Source organism: Rhodococcus opacus (assembly GCF_012396235.1).
GTDB classification, from domain to species: Bacteria; Actinomycetota; Actinomycetes; order Mycobacteriales; family Mycobacteriaceae; genus Rhodococcus_F; species Rhodococcus_F opacus.
The window spans coordinates 255,698-279,003 of sequence record NZ_JAAXPA010000006.1 but is presented as its reverse complement, the minus strand read 5'-3'; the positions used below and the strand labels follow the sequence as shown (position 1 = coordinate 279,003).

The 23,306-nt window shown below is 68.6% G+C and carries 14 protein-coding genes and 2 pseudogenes; 10 read left to right on the top strand and 6 right to left on the bottom strand.

Annotated features, from left to right (window positions below):
- Positions 1 to 14: 14 nt before the first annotated feature.
- The 3 genes from recC to recD are packed head-to-tail and all read left to right on the top strand — an operon-like array spanning position 15 to position 8,448.
- Positions 15 to 3,275 (top strand): exodeoxyribonuclease V subunit gamma, encoded by a 3,261-nt coding sequence (recC, locus tag HGB39_RS10565; RefSeq protein ID WP_005563495.1) that lies wholly within the window; start codon positions 15 to 17, stop codon positions 3,273 to 3,275.
- Positions 3,233 to 6,583 carry a UvrD-helicase domain-containing protein gene (locus tag HGB39_RS10560; RefSeq protein WP_005563497.1) on the top strand — a complete coding sequence of 1,117 codons (3,351 nt, stop codon included), beginning with the start codon at positions 3,233 to 3,235 and terminating at the stop codon, positions 6,581 to 6,583. Before recC ends, HGB39_RS10560 begins: the two co-directional genes overlap by 43 nt.
- Positions 6,580 to 8,448, top strand: a complete 1,869-nt coding sequence (gene recD, locus HGB39_RS10555; RefSeq protein ID WP_054248544.1) for an exodeoxyribonuclease V subunit alpha — start codon at positions 6,580 to 6,582, stop codon at positions 8,446 to 8,448. Before HGB39_RS10560 ends, recD begins: the two co-directional genes overlap by 4 nt.
- Here the strand turns inward: recD and HGB39_RS10550 are convergent.
- The 4 genes from HGB39_RS10550 to HGB39_RS10535 form a co-directional block, all read right to left on the bottom strand.
- Positions 8,366 to 8,896: a DoxX family protein gene (locus tag HGB39_RS10550; RefSeq protein ID WP_005573423.1), complete on the bottom strand. Its 531-nt coding sequence runs from the start codon at positions 8,894 to 8,896 to the stop codon at positions 8,366 to 8,368. The genes recD and HGB39_RS10550 overlap by 83 nt on opposite strands.
- A gap of 17 nt (positions 8,897 to 8,913) precedes the next feature.
- Entirely contained in the window at positions 8,914 to 9,405 is a 492-nt protein-coding gene (locus HGB39_RS10545; RefSeq protein WP_005573424.1) for a DUF4188 domain-containing protein, read from the bottom strand.
- A 132-nt stretch (positions 9,406 to 9,537) separates the two neighbouring features.
- On the bottom strand, positions 9,538 to 10,044 hold the full coding sequence (locus tag HGB39_RS10540; protein WP_005573425.1) for a pentapeptide repeat-containing protein: 507 nt from the start codon (positions 10,042 to 10,044) through the stop codon (positions 9,538 to 9,540).
- Positions 10,045 to 10,262: 218 nt separating this feature from the next.
- A complete protein-coding gene (locus tag HGB39_RS10535) occupies positions 10,263 to 10,652 on the bottom strand; it encodes an excalibur calcium-binding domain-containing protein (protein ID WP_005253957.1) in 390 nt (129 codons plus the stop codon).
- A 302-nt stretch (positions 10,653 to 10,954) separates the two neighbouring features.
- Here HGB39_RS10535 and HGB39_RS10530 point away from each other — a divergent pair, with 302 nt between their 5' ends.
- A complete protein-coding gene (locus HGB39_RS10530) occupies positions 10,955 to 12,730 on the top strand; it encodes a TerD family protein (RefSeq protein WP_054247217.1) in 1,776 nt (591 codons plus the stop codon).
- A gap of 7 nt (positions 12,731 to 12,737) precedes the next feature.
- Here the strand turns inward: HGB39_RS10530 and HGB39_RS10525 are convergent.
- A pseudogene (locus HGB39_RS10525) lies at positions 12,738 to 13,632 on the bottom strand (polysaccharide deacetylase family protein).
- 318 nt (positions 13,633 to 13,950) lie between these two features.
- Between HGB39_RS10525 and HGB39_RS38580 the strand changes: the two are divergent.
- From HGB39_RS38580 to HGB39_RS10495, 6 genes and pseudogenes are all read left to right on the top strand, one after another.
- Positions 13,951 to 14,118: pseudogene (locus HGB39_RS38580) on the top strand (PucR family transcriptional regulator ligand-binding domain-containing protein); the annotation flags it as partial.
- Between the two features lie 493 nt (positions 14,119 to 14,611).
- Positions 14,612 to 15,406 carry a PucR family transcriptional regulator gene (locus tag HGB39_RS38575; RefSeq protein ID WP_240482889.1) on the top strand — a complete coding sequence of 265 codons (795 nt, stop codon included), beginning with the start codon at positions 14,612 to 14,614 and terminating at the stop codon, positions 15,404 to 15,406.
- Positions 15,407 to 15,606: 200 nt separating this feature from the next.
- Positions 15,607 to 16,941, top strand: coding sequence for an MFS transporter (locus HGB39_RS10510; protein ID WP_005574211.1), 1,335 nt, complete (start codon positions 15,607 to 15,609; stop codon positions 16,939 to 16,941).
- Between the two features lie 64 nt (positions 16,942 to 17,005).
- A complete protein-coding gene (locus tag HGB39_RS10505; RefSeq protein WP_005253963.1) occupies positions 17,006 to 18,226 on the top strand; it encodes a M24 family metallopeptidase in 1,221 nt (406 codons plus the stop codon).
- 74 nt (positions 18,227 to 18,300) lie between these two features.
- Positions 18,301 to 19,128: an IclR family transcriptional regulator gene (locus HGB39_RS10500; RefSeq protein ID WP_005253964.1), complete on the top strand. Its 828-nt coding sequence runs from the start codon at positions 18,301 to 18,303 to the stop codon at positions 19,126 to 19,128.
- 75 nt (positions 19,129 to 19,203) lie between these two features.
- Positions 19,204 to 22,632: a serine/threonine-protein kinase gene (locus HGB39_RS10495; protein WP_064080483.1), complete on the top strand. Its 3,429-nt coding sequence runs from the start codon at positions 19,204 to 19,206 to the stop codon at positions 22,630 to 22,632.
- On the opposite strand, the gene HGB39_RS10490 is transcribed toward HGB39_RS10495, so the two are convergent.
- Positions 22,578 to 23,306, bottom strand: coding sequence for a hypothetical protein (locus HGB39_RS10490; RefSeq protein ID WP_005572863.1), 729 nt, complete (start codon positions 23,304 to 23,306; stop codon positions 22,578 to 22,580). The genes HGB39_RS10495 and HGB39_RS10490 overlap by 55 nt on opposite strands.

Genomic DNA, 23,306 nt, shown 5'->3' with positions numbered 1-23,306 from the left:
CGAAGGGAGGCCACGTGCTCGTACTGCATCGCGCCGAGCGTTCCACCACTCTCGCGTCGGCTCTCGGCGACGTGCTCGCGACCCCGCTGCCCGATCCGTTCGCCCGGGAGGTCGTCGCGGTCCCGGCGAAGGGGGTGGAGCGCTGGCTCACGCAGCGCCTCTCGACCGCGCTCGGTGCCCGGCCCGACGTCGGCGACGGGGTGGCCGCGAACATCGACTTCCCGTCCCCGACCCGGCTCGTCGACGAATGCCTCGCCGCCGCCACGGGGGTAACCGCCGACGACGACCCGTGGAATCCGTCCCGCGTGCTGTGGTCATTGCTCGGCGTCGTCGACGACTGCCTCGGTGAGCCCTGGTGTGCCGTCCTCGCGAAACACCTCGGCCACGGCCTCCCGGATCGCGACCCGGACGATCACCGGCCGGGCCGGCGCTACGCCACCGCCTCACACCTGACCGATCTGTTCCGCAGTTACGCCGCACAGCGGCCGGCGATGCTGGTCGACTGGGCCGGAGGCCGCGACACCGACGGTGCGGGTGGTCCACTCGACGACGACCTTCTCTGGCAGGCCGAACTGTGGCGGCGGCTGCGTGAGCGTGTCGGCAGCCCCGCTCCCGCCGAGCGGCTCGACTCCGCCTGCGCCCGGCTGCGCGAGGAACCGGACCTCGTCGAACTCCCCGCCCGACTGTCGCTGTTCGGTCCGACACGCCTCGCGACCGATCAGATCGAGGTCCTCGCCGCCCTCGCCGTCAATCGTGATGTGCACCTGTGGCTTCCGCATCCGAGTCCCGCGATGTGGTCGTCGCTGTCCACGGCAGCCAGCGTTCTCGCACGCGCCGACGACGACACCGCGCTGTCCGTCGCCCATCCGCTGCTGTCGAGCCTGGCGCGGGACGTCCGCGAACTCAAGTCGAGGCTGACCCGCCTCGACGTCGACGACCTCCACCACGAGGGACCTGCGCCCCGCGACTCCCTGCTGGGGTGCCTGCAGGCGGACGTCCGGGACGACCGGGCGCCCGCGCTCGCCGAGTGCACGGCCGACGCGTCCGTCCAGGTCCACGCGTGCCACGGCCCGGCCCGCCAGGTGGAGGTCCTGCGTGAATGCCTCCTGCATCTCTTCGAGGACGATCCGACTCTCGAACCGCGCGACGTGCTCGTCATGTGCCCCGACGTCGAGTCGTACGCCCCGCTGATCCGGGCCGCATTCGGGCAGGACGTGCTCGGGCATCCCGGCCATCGCCTCCGGGTCCGCCTTGCGGATCGTGCCCTGCACCAGACCAATCCGGTTCTCGCCGTGGTGTCGACGCTCCTCGAACTCGCCGACGCGAGGGTGACGGCGAGTCAGGTCCTGGACCTGTCGGCGGCCGCGCCGGTGCGCAGGCGGTTCCGGTTCGGCGACGACGACCTCGAACGGATCCGGGAGTGGGCGACCGCGACGGGCGCCCGCTGGGGAATCGGGCCGCGGCAGCGCGCCGCATTCGGTCTCGGCGAATTCCCCCAGAACACGTTCACCACCGCGCTCGACCGTATCCTGCTCGGCGCCGCGGCCGACGAGTCCGAAGGCGAATGGCTCGCCCTGGCCCTGCCGCTCGACGACGTCGACAGCAACGACATCGACCTCACCGGGCGGCTGGCCGAATTCGTCGACCGGCTCGACGTCGCGCTGCGCGGGCTCGGCGGGCCGCAATCGGTCGCGGAATGGTCGAGCGCGCTCACCCGCGCGCTCGACCTCCTCGTCGACGTCAGCGCCGCCGACACGTGGCAACTCGCGCAGGCGCGACGAGAACTCGGGGCGGCGATGGAACACGGTGGCGACGCGGTCCTGCGACTGTCGGACGTGCGCGCCATGCTGGCCACCCGGCTCGCGGGCCGCCCCACCCGCGCGAACTTCCGCACGGGCGAGCTGACGGTGTGCACGATGGTGCCGATGCGGTCGGTGCCGCACCGTGTGGTCGTTCTCCTCGGCCTCGACGACGAAGTGTTCCCGCGGGGTGTGAGCGTGGACGGCGACGACGTGCTGGCCCGTAATCCCCTTCTCGGTGAACGTGACCCGCGCAGCGAGGACCGGCAGTTGCTGCTCGACGCCGTGATGTCGGCGAGGGAGAAACTCCTGCTGTTCTACACGGGCGCCGACCCCGTCACCGGCATGTCGCGGCCGCCGGCGATCCCGCTGTCCGAGCTGCTGGACGCGGTGGCGGCCACCGTCGGGAGCGATGCCCTGCCCGGCATCGTGACCCGGCATCCGTTGCAGCCGTTCGATGCACGCAACTTCCGGCCCGGGCACCCGTTCAGTTTCGACCGGGCGGCGCTGGCCGGTGCCCGCGCCGCGCAGCACCCGCCCGAACCGGAGCCCGCGTTCCTGTCTGCGCCGTTGGTGCCGCCGCCGCTGGGGGACGTCGATCTCGCCGACCTCATCGCGTTTCTGGTCCACCCGACGCAGGCGTTTCTGCGGCAACGGCTCGGGTTACGGGTCCCCGATGTGGACGAGGACCTCGCCGACGCATTGGACGTGGCGCCCGATCCGCTGGCCCGGTGGGATCTCGGCCAGAGGATGCTCGTCGCGAGGCTGGCGGGAGTCGAACTGGCCGACTTCCGCGCCGCGGAGTGGCGCCGAGGGACGTTGCCGCCGTTCAAGTTGGGGGAGTCGGTGCTCGGGGGTATCGAGCACGCGGTCGAGTCGCTCGTCGCCGTCAGCGGGTCCGTGCACGTCGGGCGCGCGGAGACCGTGGACGTCGATGTCGATCTCGGCTCCGGACGGCGCCTCACCGGCACCGTCGGCGGTGTGCACGGGTCGGTGATCGCGAGCACCACGTATTCGAAGTTGGGGCCGAAACACCGTCTCGCCGCCTGGGCGCAGTTGCTGGCGGTCGCGGCGTCCGACAACGAGACCGAGTGGACTGCGGTCACGACCGGCCGCGGCGCGTACAGCCGTCCGGCGTGGCGGTCGACCCTCACCGCACCCGAGAACGCAGCGGAGGAGTTGGTGCGACTCGTCGAACTGCGCGATCTGGGGCTGCACGCGCCGTTGCCGATCGCCACGGGCGCGTCGGCGGCCTATGCCGAACGACGCCACGGCGGCAGCAGCATGGAGGACGCGATCGAGGCGGCCCGGAAGGAATGGAGCAGTGACTTCGGTGACTCACGCGACCGGCACATCACGTACGTGTACGGGGCTTCGCCCGGGCTCGACGTCCTCGGCGACACGGTGACCATCGAGAACTACGCCCGGCAGTTGTGGGCGCCGCTGCTCGCCGCCGAGACGTTGGCGCAGCCGTGACCGGCGCGCGAGGCTTCGACCTCCTCGGTCCGCTGCCGGAGGGCACGACGGTGCTCGAGGCGAGCGCCGGCACCGGCAAGACGTACGCGATCGTCGGTCTGGCCGCCCGCTTCGTCGCCGAGGGTGGCGTGGACCTGTCGCAGCTGTTGCTGGTGACGTTCAGCCGGGCGGCCACGCAGGAGCTGCGGGAACGCACCCGTGAGCGGTTCGGTTCCGCCGCAGCCGCATTGGCCGATCCCGCGGCGGCGCGACTGAGCGCGGATCAACTGATCCGGCATCTCGCCGAAGCCGACACCGACGAGGTGACGCTGCGCCGCCGACGCCTGCTGCAGGCACTGTCGGACTTCGACGCCGCCACCATCGTCACCACCCACAGCTTCTGCCAGCGCATGCTCGACGGGCTCGGCATCGCGGGCGAACGCGACCCCGACACGGTGCTGGTCGAGGCCGCCGACGACCTCACGACGGAGGTGATCGCCGACCTGTACCTGCGAGCCTACAGTCGGGTCGAGTCGGCGCCGTTCACTCCGGCGGAAGCCACCGCGGCCGCCCGGGCGGCCATCTTCGACCCGCAGGCCGTGCTCGCCCCGGAAGATGCGCGGGGCACCCCGGCGGGGGATCGGGTGGCGTTCGCCGAGGCGGTGCGCGCCGAAGTCGAGCGGCGCAAACGTGCGGTGGGTCTGCGTGACTTCGACGATCTCCCGATGCTGCTCCATCGCGTCCTCAGCGATCCCGAGCACGGTGCGGCGGCGTGCCGGCGAGTCCGCGAACGCTACGGCGTCGTGCTCGTCGACGAGTTTCAGGACACCGACCCGCTGCAGTGGGACATTCTGCGCCGAACGTTCCACGGCAGCGGAACTCTGGTCCTCGTCGGCGATCCGAAGCAGGCCATCTACGCGTTCCGTGGGGCGGAGGTGCTCAGCTATCTGGACGCGGTGCGGTCGGCGGACCGTCACCAGGAGTTGACCACCAACTGGCGCAGCGATCAGGAACTCCTCGACGGGCTCGAATATCTGCACGGCGGGGCCGCGCTCGGGCATCCCGAGATCGTGGTGCACCGCGTCGACGGTGCGAGACCGAAGTCGCGTCTGACGGGTGCCGTGCCGCTGCGGCTGCGGTATCTGCCGAGGACCGGCGCCGGGCCGATCAACAAGTCGGGATACCCCGCGGTGGGGCCGCTCCGTAAGCGGATCGCGGCAGATCTCGCCGCCGACATCGTCGCCCTCCTCGACGGTGGCGCGACACTCGACGTCGGGGGGAGCGCCCGACTCGTCGAACCGGGCGACATCGCCGTCCTGGTGCGCACCAACGCGCAGATCACACTGGTCCACGACGCCCTCGACCGGGCGGGTGTGCCGTCCGTGCTCGCCGGCGGGGCCAGCGTCTTCACGACTCCGGCTGCGCAGCACTGGCTCTGGATTCTGCAGGCCATCGAGCAACCGCATCGTTCCGACCGGGTGCGGCTGGCCGCGCTCACCCCGCTGCTCGGGCACACGGCCGAGGAACTCGACGCTCGCGGCGACGACATCGTCGCCGAGGTCGGCGGGCAGCTCCGTGAGCTCGGCGCGGTGTTCGCGCAGTCCGGTTTCGCGGCCCTGTTCGAACGACTGTCCGCGGTCGGCGCGCTGGAGGCGAGACTGCTTCGGGTGGCAGCGGGTGAGCGGGCACTGACCGATCTCCGGCACGTGGCGCAGTTGCTCAACAGTGCCGCCGTCGAGCAGTCGCTCGGTCTGACGGCCGTCACCCGCTGGCTCACCGAACGGATGAAGGATCCGTCCTCGGGTGGGGTGGACCGCAGCCGGCGACTCGACAGTGACGCCGCAGCGGTGCAGATCGCGACCGTCCACGCCAGCAAGGGCCTCGAATTCCCGCTCGTGTACCTGCCGTACGCCTGGGACGCCGCGAAGATCTCGAAACCGAGCAAACTGCTGCTGCACGACGACGACGGGCGACGCATCCTCGACGTCGGCGGTCCGGGCAGCCCCGGTTACGCGGATCGCAGGAACCGGCACGACGCGGAAGAGGCGGGGGAGGAGTTGCGGCTGCTGTACGTCGCCGTGACCCGGGCGATGTGCGGGCTCGTGGTGTGGTGGGCACCGGCGTTCACGACGGCGGGCGCACCGCTGCACCGGATGATCCTGGGGCGGCAGCCCGGGCAGCGGGAGGTCCCGCCGAAGGTCACCGTCCCCGAGGATCCGGTTGTCGCGGAACGGTTGTCCGCGTGGGGTACGGAAGCTCCGGAGACGGTGACCGTCGAGGCGGTGGGTTCCGACCCGATCGCGCGGGTCGGGTGGACACCACAGCGTGAGCCCAGCGGAGACCTGGAAGCCGCGCGCTTCCGGCGGCTGCTCGACACGCGCTGGCGTCGCACGTCGTATTCGGCGTTGACCGCGTCCGCGCACGACGCGCCCGCGGTGGGCAGTGAGGCCGAGGTCGAGGAGAAGACGGACGAACCGGCCGAACCTCCGTTGCAGGCGCCGGCCGACGTCACGGCGGGGGTGCCGTCGACGATGAACGAACTGCCCGGCGGCGCGACGTTCGGCACACTCGTGCACGCCGTCTTCGAGATCGTCGACACCGCGGCACCCGATCTGGAAGCAGAAGTCCTGCGGTGCTGCCGCGACGTGATCGCGTCGACGCTGTCGGACATCGACCCCGCCCAGCTGGGGACGGCGCTGCTGCCCGTGCTGCGGACTCCCCTCGGCGCGGGGGGCGAGCCGACTCTCGCCGACATCGCACCCGCAGACCTGCTGGCGGAGCTCGACTTCGAACTGCCGCTCGCCGGTGGCGACACACCCTCGCTCACCGTGATGCTCGACGGCGTCGGCAGGCTGCTGCGCACCCACCTTCCCGTCGACGATCCGCTGCGGTCGTACGCCGATGCCGTGCAGACACTCGAACCGACTCCGCTGCGCGGATACCTCACCGGCAGCATCGACGTCGTGCTGCGGTTGCCCGGACCGCGGTACGTCGTGGTCGACTACAAGACCAATCGCCTCGCGCAGGGCGACCTGACCACCGCGCACTACACCCGCGAGAGGATGGCCGCCGAAATGTTGCGGGCGCACTATCCGCTGCAGGCGTTGCTGTATTCCGTTGCGTTGCATCGCTACCTGCGCTGGCGGCAACCGGACTACGATCCGGCGGTGCACCTCGGTGGCGTCCGGTATCTGTTCGTTCGCGGAATGGTCGGCCCCGGCACCCCACCCGGCTGCGGAGTCTTCGACTGGGCGCCGCCCGCCGCGCTGATCACCGAGCTGTCCGATCTGCTGTCCGGGTCGGTCTCCGAGCGGGAGGGGACGCGATGACCGAGGTGCAGGTGGCGCAGCGCGGCAAGGGGATGCTGCGGGTGTTCAACGAGGCCGGTGTGCTGGCCGCCGCGGACGTGCACGTCGCGTTGCGGTTGTCGGCGCTCGGAGGCGAATCGTCGGAAGACGTCGTGCTGGCGACGGCGCTGGCGGTGCGGGCGGTGCGGTCCGGCTCGGTGTGCCTGGACCTGACGCGGATTCGTGAGGTGACCGTCGACGAGGAGTCCGAAGTCGATCTCGACGCACTGCCGTGGCCGGACGACGGCACCGTCGTCGAGGCACTGCGGCGGAGCCCGCTGGTCACGGGTGGTTCGGCGGGTCCGCTGCGACCGCTGCGGCTCGTCGACACGGCCGAGGGCGGGCTGCTCTACCTCGACCGGTACTTCCGGCAGGAAGCGACCATCCGGCGGGTACTCGACCACCGCGCTGTCGGGCATCCCCTCGTCGACGAGCAGTCGCTGCAGGAGGGGCTGGACGCGTTGTTCCGCGACCAGCACGACCACGGGGCGCCGGCCCCGGCTCCGGATCGGCAGCGGATCGCCGCCGCGGTCGCCGCCACACAGTGGACGTCGGTGGTGGTCGGCGGACCCGGAACAGGCAAGACGCACACCGTCGCCCGGGTGCTGGCGCTGCTGACCAGGCAGCCCGGGCCGGGCCTCCGGATCGCGCTCGCCGCACCCACCGGGAAGGCCGCGGCGCGGTTGCAGGAATCGGTGCGCGAGCAGTCCGACGCACTCGGGTTGCCGCCCGACCTGACCGCGATGACGCTGCATCGGCTGCTGGGCTGGCAGCGCGGACGTGGTAGCCGGTTCCGCTACAACGCGAACAATCACCTGCCCTACGACGCGATCGTGGTCGACGAGACGTCGATGGTGTCGCTGACGATGATGTGCCGTCTCCTCGAGGCCGTCCGCCCGGACACCCGCCTGGTGCTCGTCGGCGACCCCGATCAGCTGACGTCCGTCGACGCGGGCGCGGTCCTGGCCGATCTCGTGGCCCGGCCGGTGACGGGAACCGAGAATCCGGTGCTCGCCAGGATCGTCGGCGATGACCTGGAGGCAGCCGACGACCCGCTCGAAGCCGCCTTGAGTGCGGGAGAACGGGACAGATTGCGGGGCGGAGTGGTGCGGCTCAGCCGCGGGCGGCGGTTCGGCGGCGGCATCGCGCAGCTGGCCGTCGCGGTGCGGAAGGGCGAACCGGACGAGGTCATGGAGATCCTGTCGAGCGGCTTCCCCGAGGTGTCGTTCCACGGTCCCGAAGATCTGGACGCACTGCGGGCGGACGTGGTGGGGACGGCCGCCGCGGTCACCGGGTCTGCGGAATCCGGTGATGCCCTTGCTGCGCTGCGGCATTCGGAGGAGCACCGGCTGTTGTGCGCGCACCGCGAAGGTCCGTACGGCGTGCAGCGGTGGGCGCGGCAGGCGATGGAGTGGATAGGGGAGGCGACCGGGCAGCGACTGAACCCGGATCGCTGGTATCCGGGCCAGCCGCTGATGGTGACTGCCAATGATCACGAAACGAAGATCTACAACGGCGACACCGGGGTGATCGTGCGCCGCGACGACGACGAACTCGTCGCCGCATTCGTGCGGGGCAACGAACCGTTCCTGTTGCATCCGACGCATCTGTCCGCCGTGCAGACGGTGTACGCGATGACGATTCACCGCAGTCAGGGCAGTCAGTACGGCACGGTGTCCGTAGTTCTTCCCGGCGAGGCGTCGTCGCTGCTGACTCGCGAATTGCTGTACACCGCGATCACCCGGGCACGAAAGCACGTGCGGATCATCGGGTCCGAGGATGCAGTGCGGGCGGGAGTGCAACGTCGGGTGCTGAGGGCGAGTGGGCTTCGGAGGGCGATTCCGTAGCACGGCTCCGGAGGGAGGAGATCACGACGGCGAGAGTCGCGGACACGAAGACGACCTGCAGGAGTGTGCGGGGGATCAGCGCTTCGAACGGTCCCGTCGAGAGTCCCTCCACGGCGGCGCACACGTTCGCCGGGAACATCAGGATAAGCAGGGCGGTGAGGCAGCCCGCCGCCCACGGCGCGGTGCGTCGTATCAGCAGTCCCGCGGCGCCGGCCAGTTCGAGCAGGCCGGTCACGGTCACCAGTAGCTCGGGGTTCGGCAGCGACGGCGGGACCATGGCGACGAGTTCCGCACGCATCCCCACGAAGTGGGCCATGCCGGTCAGCGTGAACATGGCCGCGAGTCCGCCCCGCAGGGCAACAGGCCACGGCCGGAGCCGGCGCACACCCGCCGAACCTGCGACGAGGAGTGCCAGAGTGACGGCAACGAGGGCGATCAAGGGTTCCATGGTTTCTCCTGAATCGATCACTGTTCGTGGGCGTTGTTACTGCGGGACAGCCGGTCTCGGGCGCGGCTGAACTTCTGTGCGACGGGCACACGTGCGGTGGCGCGAGCCAGGCCCATCGCCGGCGTGCCGACGTAGATCGACTCGGCGCGGTCCACCGGATAGGTCTCGTGCCAGACGCCGACCGCACCGGGTGCCTTGCGGGCCCGCCGGTTGAATGCGGCCCAGGCCGGACGATGCTTCGCTTGGCTGTCACTGGCGTAGGCGTACAGCTTGTCGACGGAGTTCCAGTACTGGATCACTGTCGGGCCGCGGCCCTCGAACGTCAGGCGGTAGCCCATCAGACCCGAATCCGGGTCTTCGGACAGCTCACGCAGCATCCTCGGCATCGCGAGGAACGTGGGCAGCCACAGGTCCGGTCGCCAGGGTCGGTTGATGGTCATCCCGATCAGGAAGACCACCAATTCGCCGTCGTAGTGGTGCGTCGAACGGGTAGGGTCGATCGTCGTCATCGGATGCCTCCCAATGTTGGATACCGATACTATCTAATAGTGGATAGTGCGGGTATCCAATGTCAAGGGGTGTGGGCATACGAAAACCCGGACCGCGCAGTGCGCGGCCCGGGTGAATGGGTCAGGAGTGGTTTACGGAGCCGGAGCCGGAGCCGCAGGTGTCGGTGTCACCGGGACGACCGAGGCGAGTGCGCGCTCGTGGGCGTCGGTGGACCATTCGGGTTCGGTCGTGATGTTCATGTCCCCGACGATCGTGCCGAAGATGTCGATGTCCGTGCTGTACAGGATCACCGCGTTGCGCTGCGAATCCGTGAAGTTCGTTCCGGTGAGGTTCGCATCGCTCAGGTCGGCGTACGACAGATTCGCGGCGGCGAAGTTGGTGCCGGTGAGGTTCGCCCGTTTCATGTTCGCGCCCGACAGGTCGGCGAAGCTCAGGTTCAGGCCCGCCAGGTTCGCGGAACTCAGATCGGCGCCGGGGCAGGTCGTGCGATCGTCGGGATTAGGATTCGCCACAATCCTGCAGCCGTTGATCTCGGTGAGGACGTCCGCCGCGGCCGTTCCGGTGCCCGCAGTGAGTGCGGCACCCCCGGCCAGCGCGACCGCGCCCAGTGTCAGAGCCCTGAAATGTGTCCTGCTCATGCCGGACCGCCCCCTCGCGTAGAACCTCAACCGTCATCGCCGAACTTAGTGCCGAGCGCACTGCGCCGCACGGGGAATGGCGACACCTGCACGCAGGTGAGGCGTTGCGAGACATCGACGCACCCCTTCTCGGTGGACGCACCCGTTCCAGGGCTCGAAAAGGGGTGCGTGGGCGCAGAAGGGGTGCGTGTGTGGGAGGGCGGCGCGCCGGGGACGGACTACTCGCAGGCGATGCCGTCGTTGTCGCGGTCGAGGTGCGGCGCGTAGCCGTCCTGGCCGCGGTAGATCGGCGTCACGCCCGCATTGCGGGCCTCGGTGCAGTTCTTGTACCCCGCCCGCGGCGCGGGTGCCGGCGGTGCCGGAGCCACCTGCGGTGCGGGGGCTGCCTGCGGGGCCGGCGCGACCTGCGGCGCGGGTGCCGGTGCTGCCGGAGCGGCGGGCGCGGGCGGCAGGAGGGGGTTCACGGCGTCGGCCGAACCGCTCGGAATCAAGGACGCAATCTCCGGGGGGAGGAAATCGAAGATCGTCGCCGCCTGTGCGGAGGGCGCGGCCGCCATCGAAATGGCGGCGCAACCGAGGACGCTGAGAACTAACCGTCGAGCCTTCATGTTTACCTCGTTCAGGGGTGGGGTGGGGCTTCCACAGAATGGTCGAGAAATGCCACGACGGCCAATCCATCCGGTGTGACGAGGATAGTAGCCAATTGGTAACGGACTTCGAAAGCTGTTGAGGCGCAATGGACCTCTGTGTCATTCACTCGAATGACACAACCCTCGACCTGTACTTGAACAAAAAACTACCGAGAAATTCAGAATGGGCACGATATGTGCCGGATATTTCCGTGTCGTCGATCAGAACGGCGAGAACCGGGCTCTATAGTCGCTCTGTGCTGTCATCTGCCTCCTCGACCATGACCCGGCCGGCGCGATTGCCGACGGGGCACCGCTGGGTCGTCGTGGACGTCGAGACCTCCGGTCTTCGTTCGTCCACGCACAGAGTGCTCAGCGTCGCGGCGTTGGCGTTGCGTGAAGACGGTTCGGTGGAGCGTGAATTGGTGACTCTGCTCAACCCGGGCTGCGACCCGGGGCCGGTCCATATCCACAATCTCACGCCACAGCGTCTGGCGGGGGCGCCCCGTTTCGAAGAGGTCGCGAAAGATCTGCTCGAGCTTCTCGACGGTCGGACGCTGGTCGCGCACAATGCGTCATTCGATTACGGCTTCCTCGACGCCGAGGTACGGCGGGCGGGGATGACGATGCCGACACGGCAGAGGCTCTGCACCCTCGCCCTGTCGCGCCGCCTCGAGATCGACGTCCCCAATCACAAGTTGTCCACTCTGGCTGCGCACTGGAAGGTTCGTCAGAACCGGGCTCACGACGCTTACGACGACGCCCTCGTGCTGACGGAGGTCTTCGCGCACAGCGCCTCGCTGGCCGAGTCTCTCAGACTTCCTCTGCCGGTCGTCGGTTGCGCCGATCGGCGGGCGGTGTACCCCGATCGGGTTCCGCGCGTGGAGTCTCCGTGGCGGAATCCGGGTCGGCTGGATCCGGGGGCGGGACTGGTCCAGGGCATGAAACTGGTCATCAGCGGCAGTACGGATGTTCCCCGTCTTGCGCTCGCCGCACGGTTGACCGCCGCCGGCCTGGACGTCATGAATTCGGTCAGCCGTCAGACGAGTGTCGTCGTCTGCAACGACCCGCACTCGTCGAGTGCAAAGGTGCGCCGCGCGGTGGCCGACGGGATTCCTGTCCTGACCGAGCGGCAGCTCGGCGAGATGTTGCTGCACGTGACACCGGGTGAGCCGAAGGGGGCCGCGGCACCGTCCGAAGTTCAGTGGCCTCGACCTGCGACAACTGTTCCCTCCACGAAGCCTTGGCACGGAAGAAGAGTGCTCATCGTCGGTGGCTCGCATACGGACTCCGTTCTGATGCGCTCCCGCATCGTGCAGTTGGGTGCCAAGCCGTCGGTCAATCTCTCCGCAGGAGTCACCGATGTCCTCGTTCTCGACGGTGGTGAACTCGATCCCCGCATGGACCGAGTGTCGGCCCGTCAGTTGCCTCTGCTCACCGCCCCCGATGTGAACTCCGCACTCGAACCGGCGGCACCACCCGCGCGGGGGGCGCTCCGCGAGCCGATCCGACCGCCTTCTCAGTGGGTTGCGCCGTTGCTCGCTCGCGGAGAGGTGATCGACCTGCCACCACAGACGACATCGCTGACGGTCAACGCGTCTTGGCGCGCCCACACCGAGGACGATGCGTTCGACGTGGATGTGGTTGCGCTTCTTCTCGGCGAAGACGGCCGGGTCGGTTGCGACGAGGACTTCCTCTTCTACAACTCGCCGACGAGTTCGGACGGCACCGTGGAATTGTCCTGCGACGGCAGCAGCGAGCAAGGAGTGCGGATCGAACTGGCTGCCCTGCACTCCGACTACCAGTGCGTGTCCGTATCGGCGGCGATCGGCGGAGATCGCACCTTCGGTGAACTCGGTCCGATCTCGGTGACCGTCGACGCTCCGGACCACACAATCGCATCGTTCGTTCTGGACGCCGGCACGACCGAACGGACGATGCATTTCGCCGAGATCTACCGACGCGCCGGGCAGTGGCGTCTCCGCGCGGTGGGGCAGGGGTACGAATACGATCTCGCCACGCTCGCCACCGAGTACGGGGTGACGGTCGACGATTGAGGATCCCTCACCGTTCGGAACGAACAGTTTCGGGGGCCGGGGAAGTCCGCCGGAGCTGGACGTCGGGGAAGGTGGGGATTTCGAATCGGGTGTGTACGAAGGGTTCGGTGCAGACGCGCTGGGCGTGTGCCGCGATGTCCGCGAGGGTGGTCACCCACATCCCGTCCATCGCTTTGACGTTCTCGATGAGTCGTTCCAATGCGGCTGCCTTGGAGGGCGAAGCACCCGCCTTCGGCATGGTGGGCCTCCGCTTCGAGGGTCCACATCTCCAGGACCTTGGCGGGGCTTTCGATGACGCCGCTGCCGGTGACACCGGGGTAGAACGCATACTGTTCCCAGTCGTCGAGTGCCCAGTCGACGGGGATCTCGATCAGTGTTCGTTCCGACGCCGGGCTCGTCGCCATCAGGTAGGGCTTGTCGCCGTCGAGCAGGCTCGAGTCGTACAGAAACCCGCGATCGACGAGCAACTCGGGTGTGTGCCAGTTCATTTCCCACCAGGGTGCGCGATATCCGACGGGGCGGATGCCCGCGACCTCCTCGAGCGTGTCGAGCCCCCGGTCGAGGTAGCGTGCCTCGGTCGCAGGGTCGAGGCCCTTCATCGGTTCGTGTAGACACCCGTGGTGCCCCACCTCGTGACCGCCGTCGATGATGGCGCGGACCGTGTCGGGATAGCACTCGGCGGTGAATCCCGGCACGAAGAACGTTGCGCGAACGTCCTGACGTTCGAGTATTCGCAGAATGCGGGGGACACCGACGCGGGGCCCGTACGACTGGTGGCTCATCAGCGACATACAGTCCGCCGAAGTGGGATCGTGGGCGAGGACGCAGGATTCGGCGTCGACGTCGAAAGTGAAGGCGGCGGCTGCGGTGTGGCCCTGCGGCCAGGTGAAGTCGTTGTTCACGGTGTGCTCCTGGGGTGTCGGGAGGGTTCAGTTGCCGGCGAGGACGTCGGGGGAGTCGGTGGTCGCGGACGATCGTGTCGGGGGTTGGCCGGTGATGCGGTAGGGGCGGTGTGCTCGGGGGCCGAGGACTGAGTAGAGGGCGGCGGCAACTCCGCCACCGGCCAGCCAGGACAGGTCGAGCCCGCCGAGTGCGCGAGCCGCGAAGCCCTGGGTGAGGCTCGTGGCGCCGTACATGAACAGCCACGTTGCGGCGATTCCGGCGACGAAGCATCCCATCGTGGTCCAGTTGACGTCGCGCACCTTCTTCGCGGCGGCGAGTTGCTGCTGACCGGCGGGTTCGCACTCGCGTCTGCCGACCCGACCGGACTGCGGCGGTACGTGCGTGAACTGTCGGCCCGCCGTGTCGCCGGAGTGGCCATCGAGACCGGGTCGCAACTGCCGCTGATCCCGCCTGCGCTGGTCGAGGAGGGGTCGGAGGCGGGTTTGCCCGTCGTCGAACTGCGTGGTGTCGTTCCGTTCGTCGAGGTCGCCGAGGCGATCAACGGCCTGCTGGTCAACGAATCGGTGCAGCGACTGCGTCGTGGTGACGCGGTCGCGCACGCGTTGTCCGAGGAGTTGGCCCGCGGTGGCGGACCCGACGAGTTGCTCGAGGTGCTCGCGCGACTCTTGCCCGGTGACGTGACCCTGCTCGACGCGACCGGCGACGTGATCGCGGCCCTCGGGAACGAGATCACCGCCCCTGCCACCGGCTCGGGCGTGCTCGCCGTGCCGGTGTCCGTTCAGGGTGTCGGTGTGGCGACGCTCATGGTGTCTCCGGACGACCCGGCCGATCTCGTCACCGCAGAGGCGATCGTCGAGCGAGCACCGGCAGCGCTGGCGATCTCCCTCCTGCGATCGTTTCCTCCCTCGGCCGCGGTCCGCGGCTCGCAGGCCTTGCTGCGGATCGCCTGCCAGCCGAGTCCTGCCCCGGAGCGTCTCGTTGCGGCGGCGCGCGCGGCCGGGATGGCCGACGGAGCGTCATACGTCGGGGGTTGTCGGACGTTCGGTCGACGGTCCGGTATCGCTCGGCGCTGTCGATGCGGCACTGCACCGGTACGCGGCCGGAACGGTGTCGTCCATCGCCGGCGACGAGTTGCACGCAATCGTCGTGCTCCGGGCCGACGACCGAGTCGGTTCCTGCGCGTCGCTGGTCGAATCGCTGCGCGCGACACCGCAGGCGGAGTTGGCGCGGGTTGCGGTGGGTCCGGTGGTCATCGGTCTGATCGGGCTCCCCGAGACGCTGGCGGAGGCGCGGTTCGCGCTCGACCTCGCGGCCGATCTGGGTATCGCCGACACCATCGTGGACGCCGCGGAACTCGCTCTCGAACGCCTCGGCCGGCGAATCGGCGATCCGGCCCTGCTGACGTCGTTCGTCAGGGAACTGCTCGGGCCGCTTCTCGCGGTCGGGCCCGAACGTGCTCGCCGTCTGATCGACACGCTGGACGTCTACCTGCAGTGCGGGTGCAACAAGACCGAGGCGGCGGCCCGGCTGCATGTGCAGCGTCAGACGCTGTATCAGCGGCTCGATCAGATCTTCGCGCTACTCGGCGAGGATCCGACGGGTTCGCCGCGTCTCGCTGCCGTGCACCCCGCGACCCGCCTCTATCTCGGGCGGTGCGGTCGACGCGAGCGCGCTCTGACTTTCACGGGTGACCGGGAAAGCCACCTCCGAACTCAGCTGTTGCAACGGTGTTGCATTCCCGTGAACATCGCCGGGAACCGCGGATCGGGGTAGCGCAACTGCGCCCGTCCGTGTTTACTGCGGTGTCACCTTGGTTCACCCCTTGCAACCGCAGTCCGGTCATGAGAAGCAAAACATCGTTGACATGTGATGCTGAGCACAATATGGTCGGTGAACGAATTGTCGTTGCAATGAAAGCAACAAATGCCATTCGTCGCAGTCGGCAAGCGCCGACGCCCCGAGAAGGAGTGGGCATGGCCCAAAACCTCAATTCCCCCTCAGCCCCGCCGCAATCGGACGAGGACGGCGCGGTGAACCCCTCGCCCCGTGTTCTCCGGCGGGTCATCACGGCGAGCTTCATCGGCAACTTCGTCGAATGGTTCGACTACGCCGTATACGGCTATCTCGCAACGGTTATCGCGGTGGTCTTCTTCCCCGAGGCCGAGCCCACGACGGGTCTGCTGGCCACGTTCGCCGTGTTCGCCATCTCGTTCGTCATCCGCCCGATCGGCGGACTCGTCTGGGGGCACTTCGGTGACAAGATCGGACGTCGCACGGCGTTGTCACTGTCGATCCTCATCATGTCGGCGTCGACGTTCTGCATCGGCCTGATCCCCGGCTTCGATCAGATCGGCTACCTCGCACCGGTCCTGCTGCTGCTCGTCCGCATGGTGCAGGGATTCTCCGCCGCCGGCGAGTACGCGGGCGCCTCGGCGTTCCTCGCCGAGTACGCCCCGGACCGCAAGCGCGGGCTGTTCACGAGCGTCGTGCCCGCGTCCACGGCCGCCGGGCTGCTGTTCGGATCGTTGATCGCGGCACTGCTGACCGCGGTGCTGTCGACGGAACAGCTCGAGGGCTGGGGCTGGCGGCTGCCGTTCCTGCTCGCGGCGCCGATGGGCCTGATCGGCCGCTACATTCGGTTGAAGCTCGAGGACACCCCGAAGTTCCAGGAAATGGAACAGAAGGTGGAGTCCAACGCGCCGTTGTCGATCCTGTTCACCCACCATCGGCGCGCGATCGCCATCGCGTTCGGTGTCACCTGCCTCAATGCGGTCGGCTTCTACCTGATCCTCAGCTACATGCCGACGTATCTGTCGGAGGTGTTGAACGTCGGCCACACGGCCTCGTTCGTCGCCGCGTCGATCGCTCTCGCCTGCTACATCGTCTTCATCTTCGGGATGGGTGCGCTCTCGGACCGCTTCGGCCGCAAGCGAGTTCTCATTGCCGCGTCGGTCTGCTTCGCGGTGTTCACCGTCCCGCTGTTCAGTGCACTCGGCGCCGTCGGAATCGTCGGAATCGTCCTCATCCAGATCGTGCTGTGCGCGTTCCTCACCATGAACGACGGCACGCTTCCCACCTTCCTGGCCGAGATCTTCCCGACCCAGGTCCGCTACAGCGGTTTCGCGTTCAGCTTCAACACCGCCAATGCACTGTTCGGCGGCACCGCGCCGTTCGTCGCCACGTTGTTGATCGAGCTCACCGGCAGCACCCTCGCGCCCGCCTGGTATCTCGTCGCCGCGGCCCTCGTCGCCATGGGGGCCATGCTCATGGCCCGCGAAACCTCCCAGCGCCCCCTGGCCGACACCTGACCACCCGTAGATCCCACAGAAGTGCGGCATCACGCGATGCCGCCGGCAACTCGAAAGGAACATCATGAACTTGGAGCGCATCAAGAGCATCCCCAACGGCGAGAAGGTCGTTCCCACGTTCTCCCCGGTGGAAATGGACCGCAGGCTGGTCGCCCTGCGTAAGCACATGGCGGACAACGGGTTCGATGCCGTGCTCTTCACCAGCTACCACAACATCAACTACTACTCCGACTTCCTCTACACGGCGTTCGGGCGGCCGTACGCCCTGGTCGTCAGCCAGGACGGCTCGACCACCGTGTCCGCCAACATCGATGCCGGGATGCCGTGGCGGCGGTCGTTCGGCGAGAACGTCGTCTACACGGACTGGCGCCGCGACAACTTCGAGTACGCCGTGCAGCAGGTCTTGGCGAAGCAGGGCATCTCGCGCGGCACACTCGGTGTCGAGGACGACCACCTGACCCCCGACGTGCGGACCCGGATCGCGGCGGTTCTGCCCGGGATGACGTTCACCGACGTCGCGAAGGCCGCGATGTGCCAGCGCATGATCAAGTCGCCCGAGGAGATCGAACTGATCAAGCACGGGGCCCGGATCGGTGACCTCGGCGGCGAGGCGATCCGCGCGGCGATCACCGAGGGGGTCCCCGAATACGAGGTGGCGATCGCCGGCTCGAACGCGATGATCCGCGAGATCGCGGCCACCTTCCCGCACGCCGAACTGCGCGACACCTGGGTGTGGTTCCAATCAGGCATCAACACCGACGGCGCCCACAACTGGGCGACCAGCCGGCAGGTCGAGCGCGGAGACATCCTGTCGCTGAACTGTTTCCCGATGATCGCCGGCTACTACACCGCGCTCGAACGCACCCTCTTCTACGGGGAACCGTCGGCCGAGCACCTGCGCTTGTGGGAGGTCAACGTCGCGGTGCACCGCCGCGGACTCGAACTGATCAAGCCGGGCGCGGTCTGCAAGGACATCGCGGCCGAGCTGAACGAGATGTACGAGGCCGAGGGACTGCTGCCGAACCGCACGTTCGGGTACGGGCACTCGTTCGGCGTGCTCTCGCACTACTACGGGCGCGAGGCCGGACTCGAGCTGCGGGAGGACATCGACACGGTCCTCGAGCCCGGCATGGTGGTGTCGATGGAACCGATGATCATGGTGCCGGAGGGGCAGCCCGGCGCGGGCGGATACCGCGAACACGACATCCTGGTCGTCGGCGAGGCCAGCGCGGAGAACATCACCCGGTTCCCGTTCGGACCCGAGCACAACATCCTCGGCGTCTGACCGGGACACCGACCCTGCCACGGGTGTGGCAGGGTCGGCGGTGGTATAGGCGGAACCGAAGGAGCGCAACGATCATGAGTGTGGACGACGTCGATCGACTCGCGGACAACGGACCGGGCGAGCACGACGGTGACGCGAAACCGTCCCCGTCGGTCCTCCTCAACGGACTGCGGGTGCTCGAATCCTTCTCGATCGCGGAACCGGTCCTCGGCGTCACCGAGATCGCGCGCAAGGTCGATCTGCACAAGAGCAGCGTCTCCCGCATGCTCGCCACCCTCGAGAAAGCCGGCTACGTCGAGCGTGACGAGGGCACCGGACGCTACCGGCTCGGCCTCGGTCTCATCGCTCTCGCGGGGCCACTGCTGGCCAACCTCGACGTCCGCCGCGTGGCGCAGCCGGAACTGGAGGAACTCACCCGCCGCACCGGCGAGACCAGCGCGCTCATGGTGTGGAACGGGCACGAATCCGTCGTCGTCGAACAGATTCCCAGTCCCAAGCAGGTCAAGCACACCGCCGCGGTGGGCACCCGCTACGACACCTATGCGAGTTCGTCCGTCCAGGTGTTCCTCTCCGAGATGCCGCAGGCGGAGACCGAGCGGCTGTTCGACCGGCGTCTGCTCGTCGGACCCGACGAGCAGGAGTCACGCGGCGAGTACTTCGACGAGCTGAGTGACACCCGCGACCGCGGATACGCCGTCAACGACGGACGCACGTCGATCGAGGAGGTCGGCATCTCGGCGCCGGTCCGCGATCATCGCGGCGTACTGGTCGCGGCCGTCATGTTGTCCGCCCCACGGTTCCGGGTCCCCGAGTCCATGCTCGAGTCGCTCGGGCGGGCGGTCGCGGAATCCGGCAGGCGGGTGTCGGCACGACTCGGGGCACCCGTCGCGACCCGCGACTGACCGCATCGCCTCCGCTCGTCGGATGGACTCCGCGGACTATTCTGGGTGGAGCGTGTCAGAGGTGGTGCAGGGCCGATGACGAACGACGATCCGTGGGCAACCCAGCGCCAGCCGGAGATCACGACCGAGCTGGCCGCGGCAGGGTTCGACGATGCCGTGGAGATCGGCCGCGGCGGGTTCGGGGTCGTCTACCGCTGCCTGCAGGAGGACCTCGACCGCACGGTGGCCGTCAAGGTCCTGACGTCGAACCTCGACCCCGACAACGTGACGAGGTTCGTGCGCGAGCAACGGGCGATGGGCCGGACGTCCGGGCACCCGAACATCGTCGCCGTCTACCAGGTCGGTGTCACCCGGAGCAGGCGGCCGTTCCTCGTCATGCCGTACCACTCGTTCGGTTCCCTCGATGCGCAGATCCGTCGGTCGGGTCCCCTCGGGTGGCAGGAGGTGCTGCGGCTCGGGATCAAGATGTCCGGCGCCCTCGAGACCGCGCATCGCGGTGGGATGCTCCACCGCGACGTCAAACCCGCGAACATCCTGCTCACCGAATACGACGAGCCGCAATTGACCGACTTCGGCATCGCCCGCGTCTCCGGCGGATTCGAGACGACGGCAGGCTCGATCACCGGGTCCCCGGCGTTCACCGCGCCGGAGGTGCTCGAAGGAAGGCCACCGACGGTGGAGTCGGACGTCTACAGTCTCGGGTCCACCCTGTTCTGCGCGTTGACCGGGCATGCGGCGTACGAGCGCCGGAGCGGTGAGCAGGTCGTCGGGCAGTTCCTGCGGATCTCCAGGCAGGCGGTCCCCGACCTGCGGGATGCCGGAATCCCCGACGACGTGTGCAGCGCAGTCGAACATGCCATGGCCCGCGCGGTCGAGGACAGGCCGGGCGGCGCCGCCGACTTCGGCAACGAGCTCCGGGCGGTCGAGCGACGCAACGGTGTCGTCGTCGACGACATGTACATCCCGGTTCGGCGGGCACCCGAGCAGCTGCACGGTCGTGCCGGCGAATCCACCCGGTCCGGGGGCCCCGGGCTCCCGTACAACGTGCGGACGCCGCCGACCCCGCCCGCGCCGGTGACGAAGTTCCGCCCGCCCACCACCACCCGGCAGCTCGTGCCGCGCCGGCGGCTCCTCGCCGTCCTCCGCGCGGGCCGGGACCGCAGGCTGACGCTCGTCCACGCGCCGGCCGGGTTCGGCAAGAGCAGTCTGGTCGCCCAGTGGCGCGACGACCTGGTCGACGGCGGGACGGCGGTCGCGTGGCTGACCGTGGACCGGGACGACAACAACGTGATGTGGTTTCTCACCCACCTCGTCGAGGCGATCAGGCGGGTACGCCCGGAGGTCGTCACCGATCTGGGCCAGTCGCTCGAGGAGCACGGGGACGCGGTCGAACGGTTCGTCCTCACGTCCCTGATCAACCGGCTTCACGACAGCGGGGAGGCCCTCGTCGTCGTGATCGACGACTGGCACCGCATCACTGGCACCGGGCCGATCGACTCGATGAAGTTCCTGCTCGACAACGGCTGCCACCACTTGAAGATCGTCGTGGCGAGCCGGAGCCGGTCGGGGCTGCCGCTGAGCCGGATGCGGGTGCTCGACGAACTCAACGAAATAGCGTCCGACGACCTGTGTTTCGATTTCGGCGAATCGCAGAACTTCCTGTCGGACCGGGTGCAGGTTCCCCTGAAGGACACCGAGATCGAACAACTCCGCGAATCGACCGACGGCTGGATCGCGGCACTGCAGTTGGCCTCGTTGTCGTTGCGCCAAGCCGGAACTCCGGAGAACCTGATCGAACAGCTCCGGACGGGGACCGACGCGATCGGCGAGTATCTCGCCGAGAACGTGCTCGACGCCCTCGAACCCGACATGCTCGATTTCATGCTCGCCACGTCCGTCCCCGACAAGGTGTGCGGCGATCTGGCGTCGGCGCTGGGCGGCGTGCAGGACGGGCAAGCGAAACTCGAGCAGGTCGTTGCCCGTGACCTGTTCCTCGGCAGGACGGGCGACGACCGCCAGTGGTATCGCTATCACCACCTGTTCGCGCAGATCCTCCATCAGCGTCTCGAACGGGACCACCCCGGGCGCATCACCGATCTGCACCGCCGGGCCTACGACTGGTTCCGGAAACGGCACCTGCTGGGCGAGGCCGTCGACCACATCCTCGCGGCCGGTGAACCGCAGCGAGCGGTGGAACTGCTCGAGGAGGACGACCTCTACCTCCTCGATCGGTCACAGATGTCGACGCTGCTCTGCCTGATCGGGAAGCTGCCCGCCGACCTGGTGGACGCAAGCCCGCGGCTGCAGCTCACCATCGGATGGGCGAACTGCGAACTCCAGCGACTCGAACTCGCGCAAACCGCCCGAACCCGCGCGCTCGAGCAGATCGACAGCGGCGAGATGCCCGAGCGTCGCGCCGCCCAGCTCCGGGTGGAAGCGGATGTCCTGCAAGGCGACATCGAGGTGACCGCCGACCGCATCGAGGGGGTGCGAGAGCTCGTCACCGAATGCCTCGCCCATCCCACGGAATACCACCCCTTCGTGGTGTCGATGGCCGCTCTCATCGAGACGTTCGTGGACACGTGTGAATTCCGGTTCGAGGACGCCCACCGCAGGCAGAGCTGGGCGGCCCCGTACCACCGGCAGAACACGGGACCGTACTCCGTCGCCTACGGGTACTGTTTCGCCGGACTCGCGAAGTTCGAGCAGCTCGACGTCGGCGGTGCGATGGAGCTGTACCGCAAGGCATTCCAGCTTGTCCGGGAGGCGGAGAACACGCAGTCGCAACATGCGCGACTCACCCGCGCACTACTCGCCGAGGTCCATTACGAGCAGGGCCGGGTCGATGAAGCGGACGAGCTGCTCAACGAGACGTTCGACGCGGCCGCGCTCGGTGGCGCACCGGATTTCATGATCCGGCACTACTGCCTCAGGGCGCGGATCATGGCGGTGCGCGGCGATCGCGACGGCGCGGCACGACAACTCGACGAGGGGGTGCGGACGGCCGAGACGTTCTCCCTGCCCCGGCTGCGGGCCGCCGTCGACAATGAGCGGGTGCGGATCGGGCTGCCCCCGGCACCCGGGTTCGTGCCCGTCACACGCGAGACCCGGCGCACCCCGGCGAACGGCCTCGACCTGGCGACGGCACAACTCGAGGAAGAGGCGGCCATCACGTTGCTCGCGGCGCGGGGCGATCCGGCGGACGCGGATCTCGCGTGCGAATGGGCGAACGACTGGGTTCGGCAACTCGACGGGACCGGGCGGCACCGGGCCTGCCTGCAGGCGGTCCGGTTGCTCGTGTCGTGCCTGTGGGCGGCCGGACGCCGCGACGAGGCGCAGGCGATGCTGCTGCCGGCGGCGGTGGAGTGCGCCCGGCACGGGCTGAACCGGTTCCTACCCGACGGCGGCCCGAACGTCGTCGCGGCGCTGTCGGCGCTGCGGGAGAACGGTCATCCCGACCTGCCGCGGACGTTCGTCGACACTGTGCTCGCGGCCGCGCAGTAGTCATCCCGCGGGAGCAGGTGCGCGGCGGCCGTCCGCCACGGGGCGAGCAGTGTGTCGAAGTGTGCGCTGGTGAAATCGTGCCGCCCGACGAGATCCGACACGGCGTGCGCTGCTGCCGCGTCGCGCACCGCGGTCGCGATGTCCGCGCACAGTTGCTCGTCCTCGCGCACTGTCGCCTCGTCCATGAAGTGTCGTTCCCACGCGGCGTCCTGGGCGCGGTACCAGGATTTGATGCGGCCCGCTTCCCAGGCCGCATCGCGTGCGCAGGCCCAGGCGCCGAGCCGCCTGCGGCTGTCGGCGACGCTTGTCGTCCGCGTCAGTGCTCCGAAGTGCCCGTGCAGGAGGGCTGCCGCTTCCACGGCGTGTCGCACGACGTCCTGCCAGTTCGGGCCGAAACTCTGCTCGCATTCGTACTCGGTGACGGCGAACGTGTCGAGGGCGGACAGCGCGTCGTCCACGACGTCGACGTGGAGAAGGTACGAGCCGGGCAGCTCGCGCCGGCTGAGGAGCTGGAAGGCCACGAACGCGTCGCCGCGGACCGGTGCGCAGTGCACGAGGACGTCGAGCACCGACAGCCGGGTCTCGGGTGCGAAGTCGCCGCGCTTCGGAACCGGGTGCCGCCGGATGAAGTGCGCGGCGCGGGCGGGGAGAAGGCGAAGTTCGTCGGTGATCAT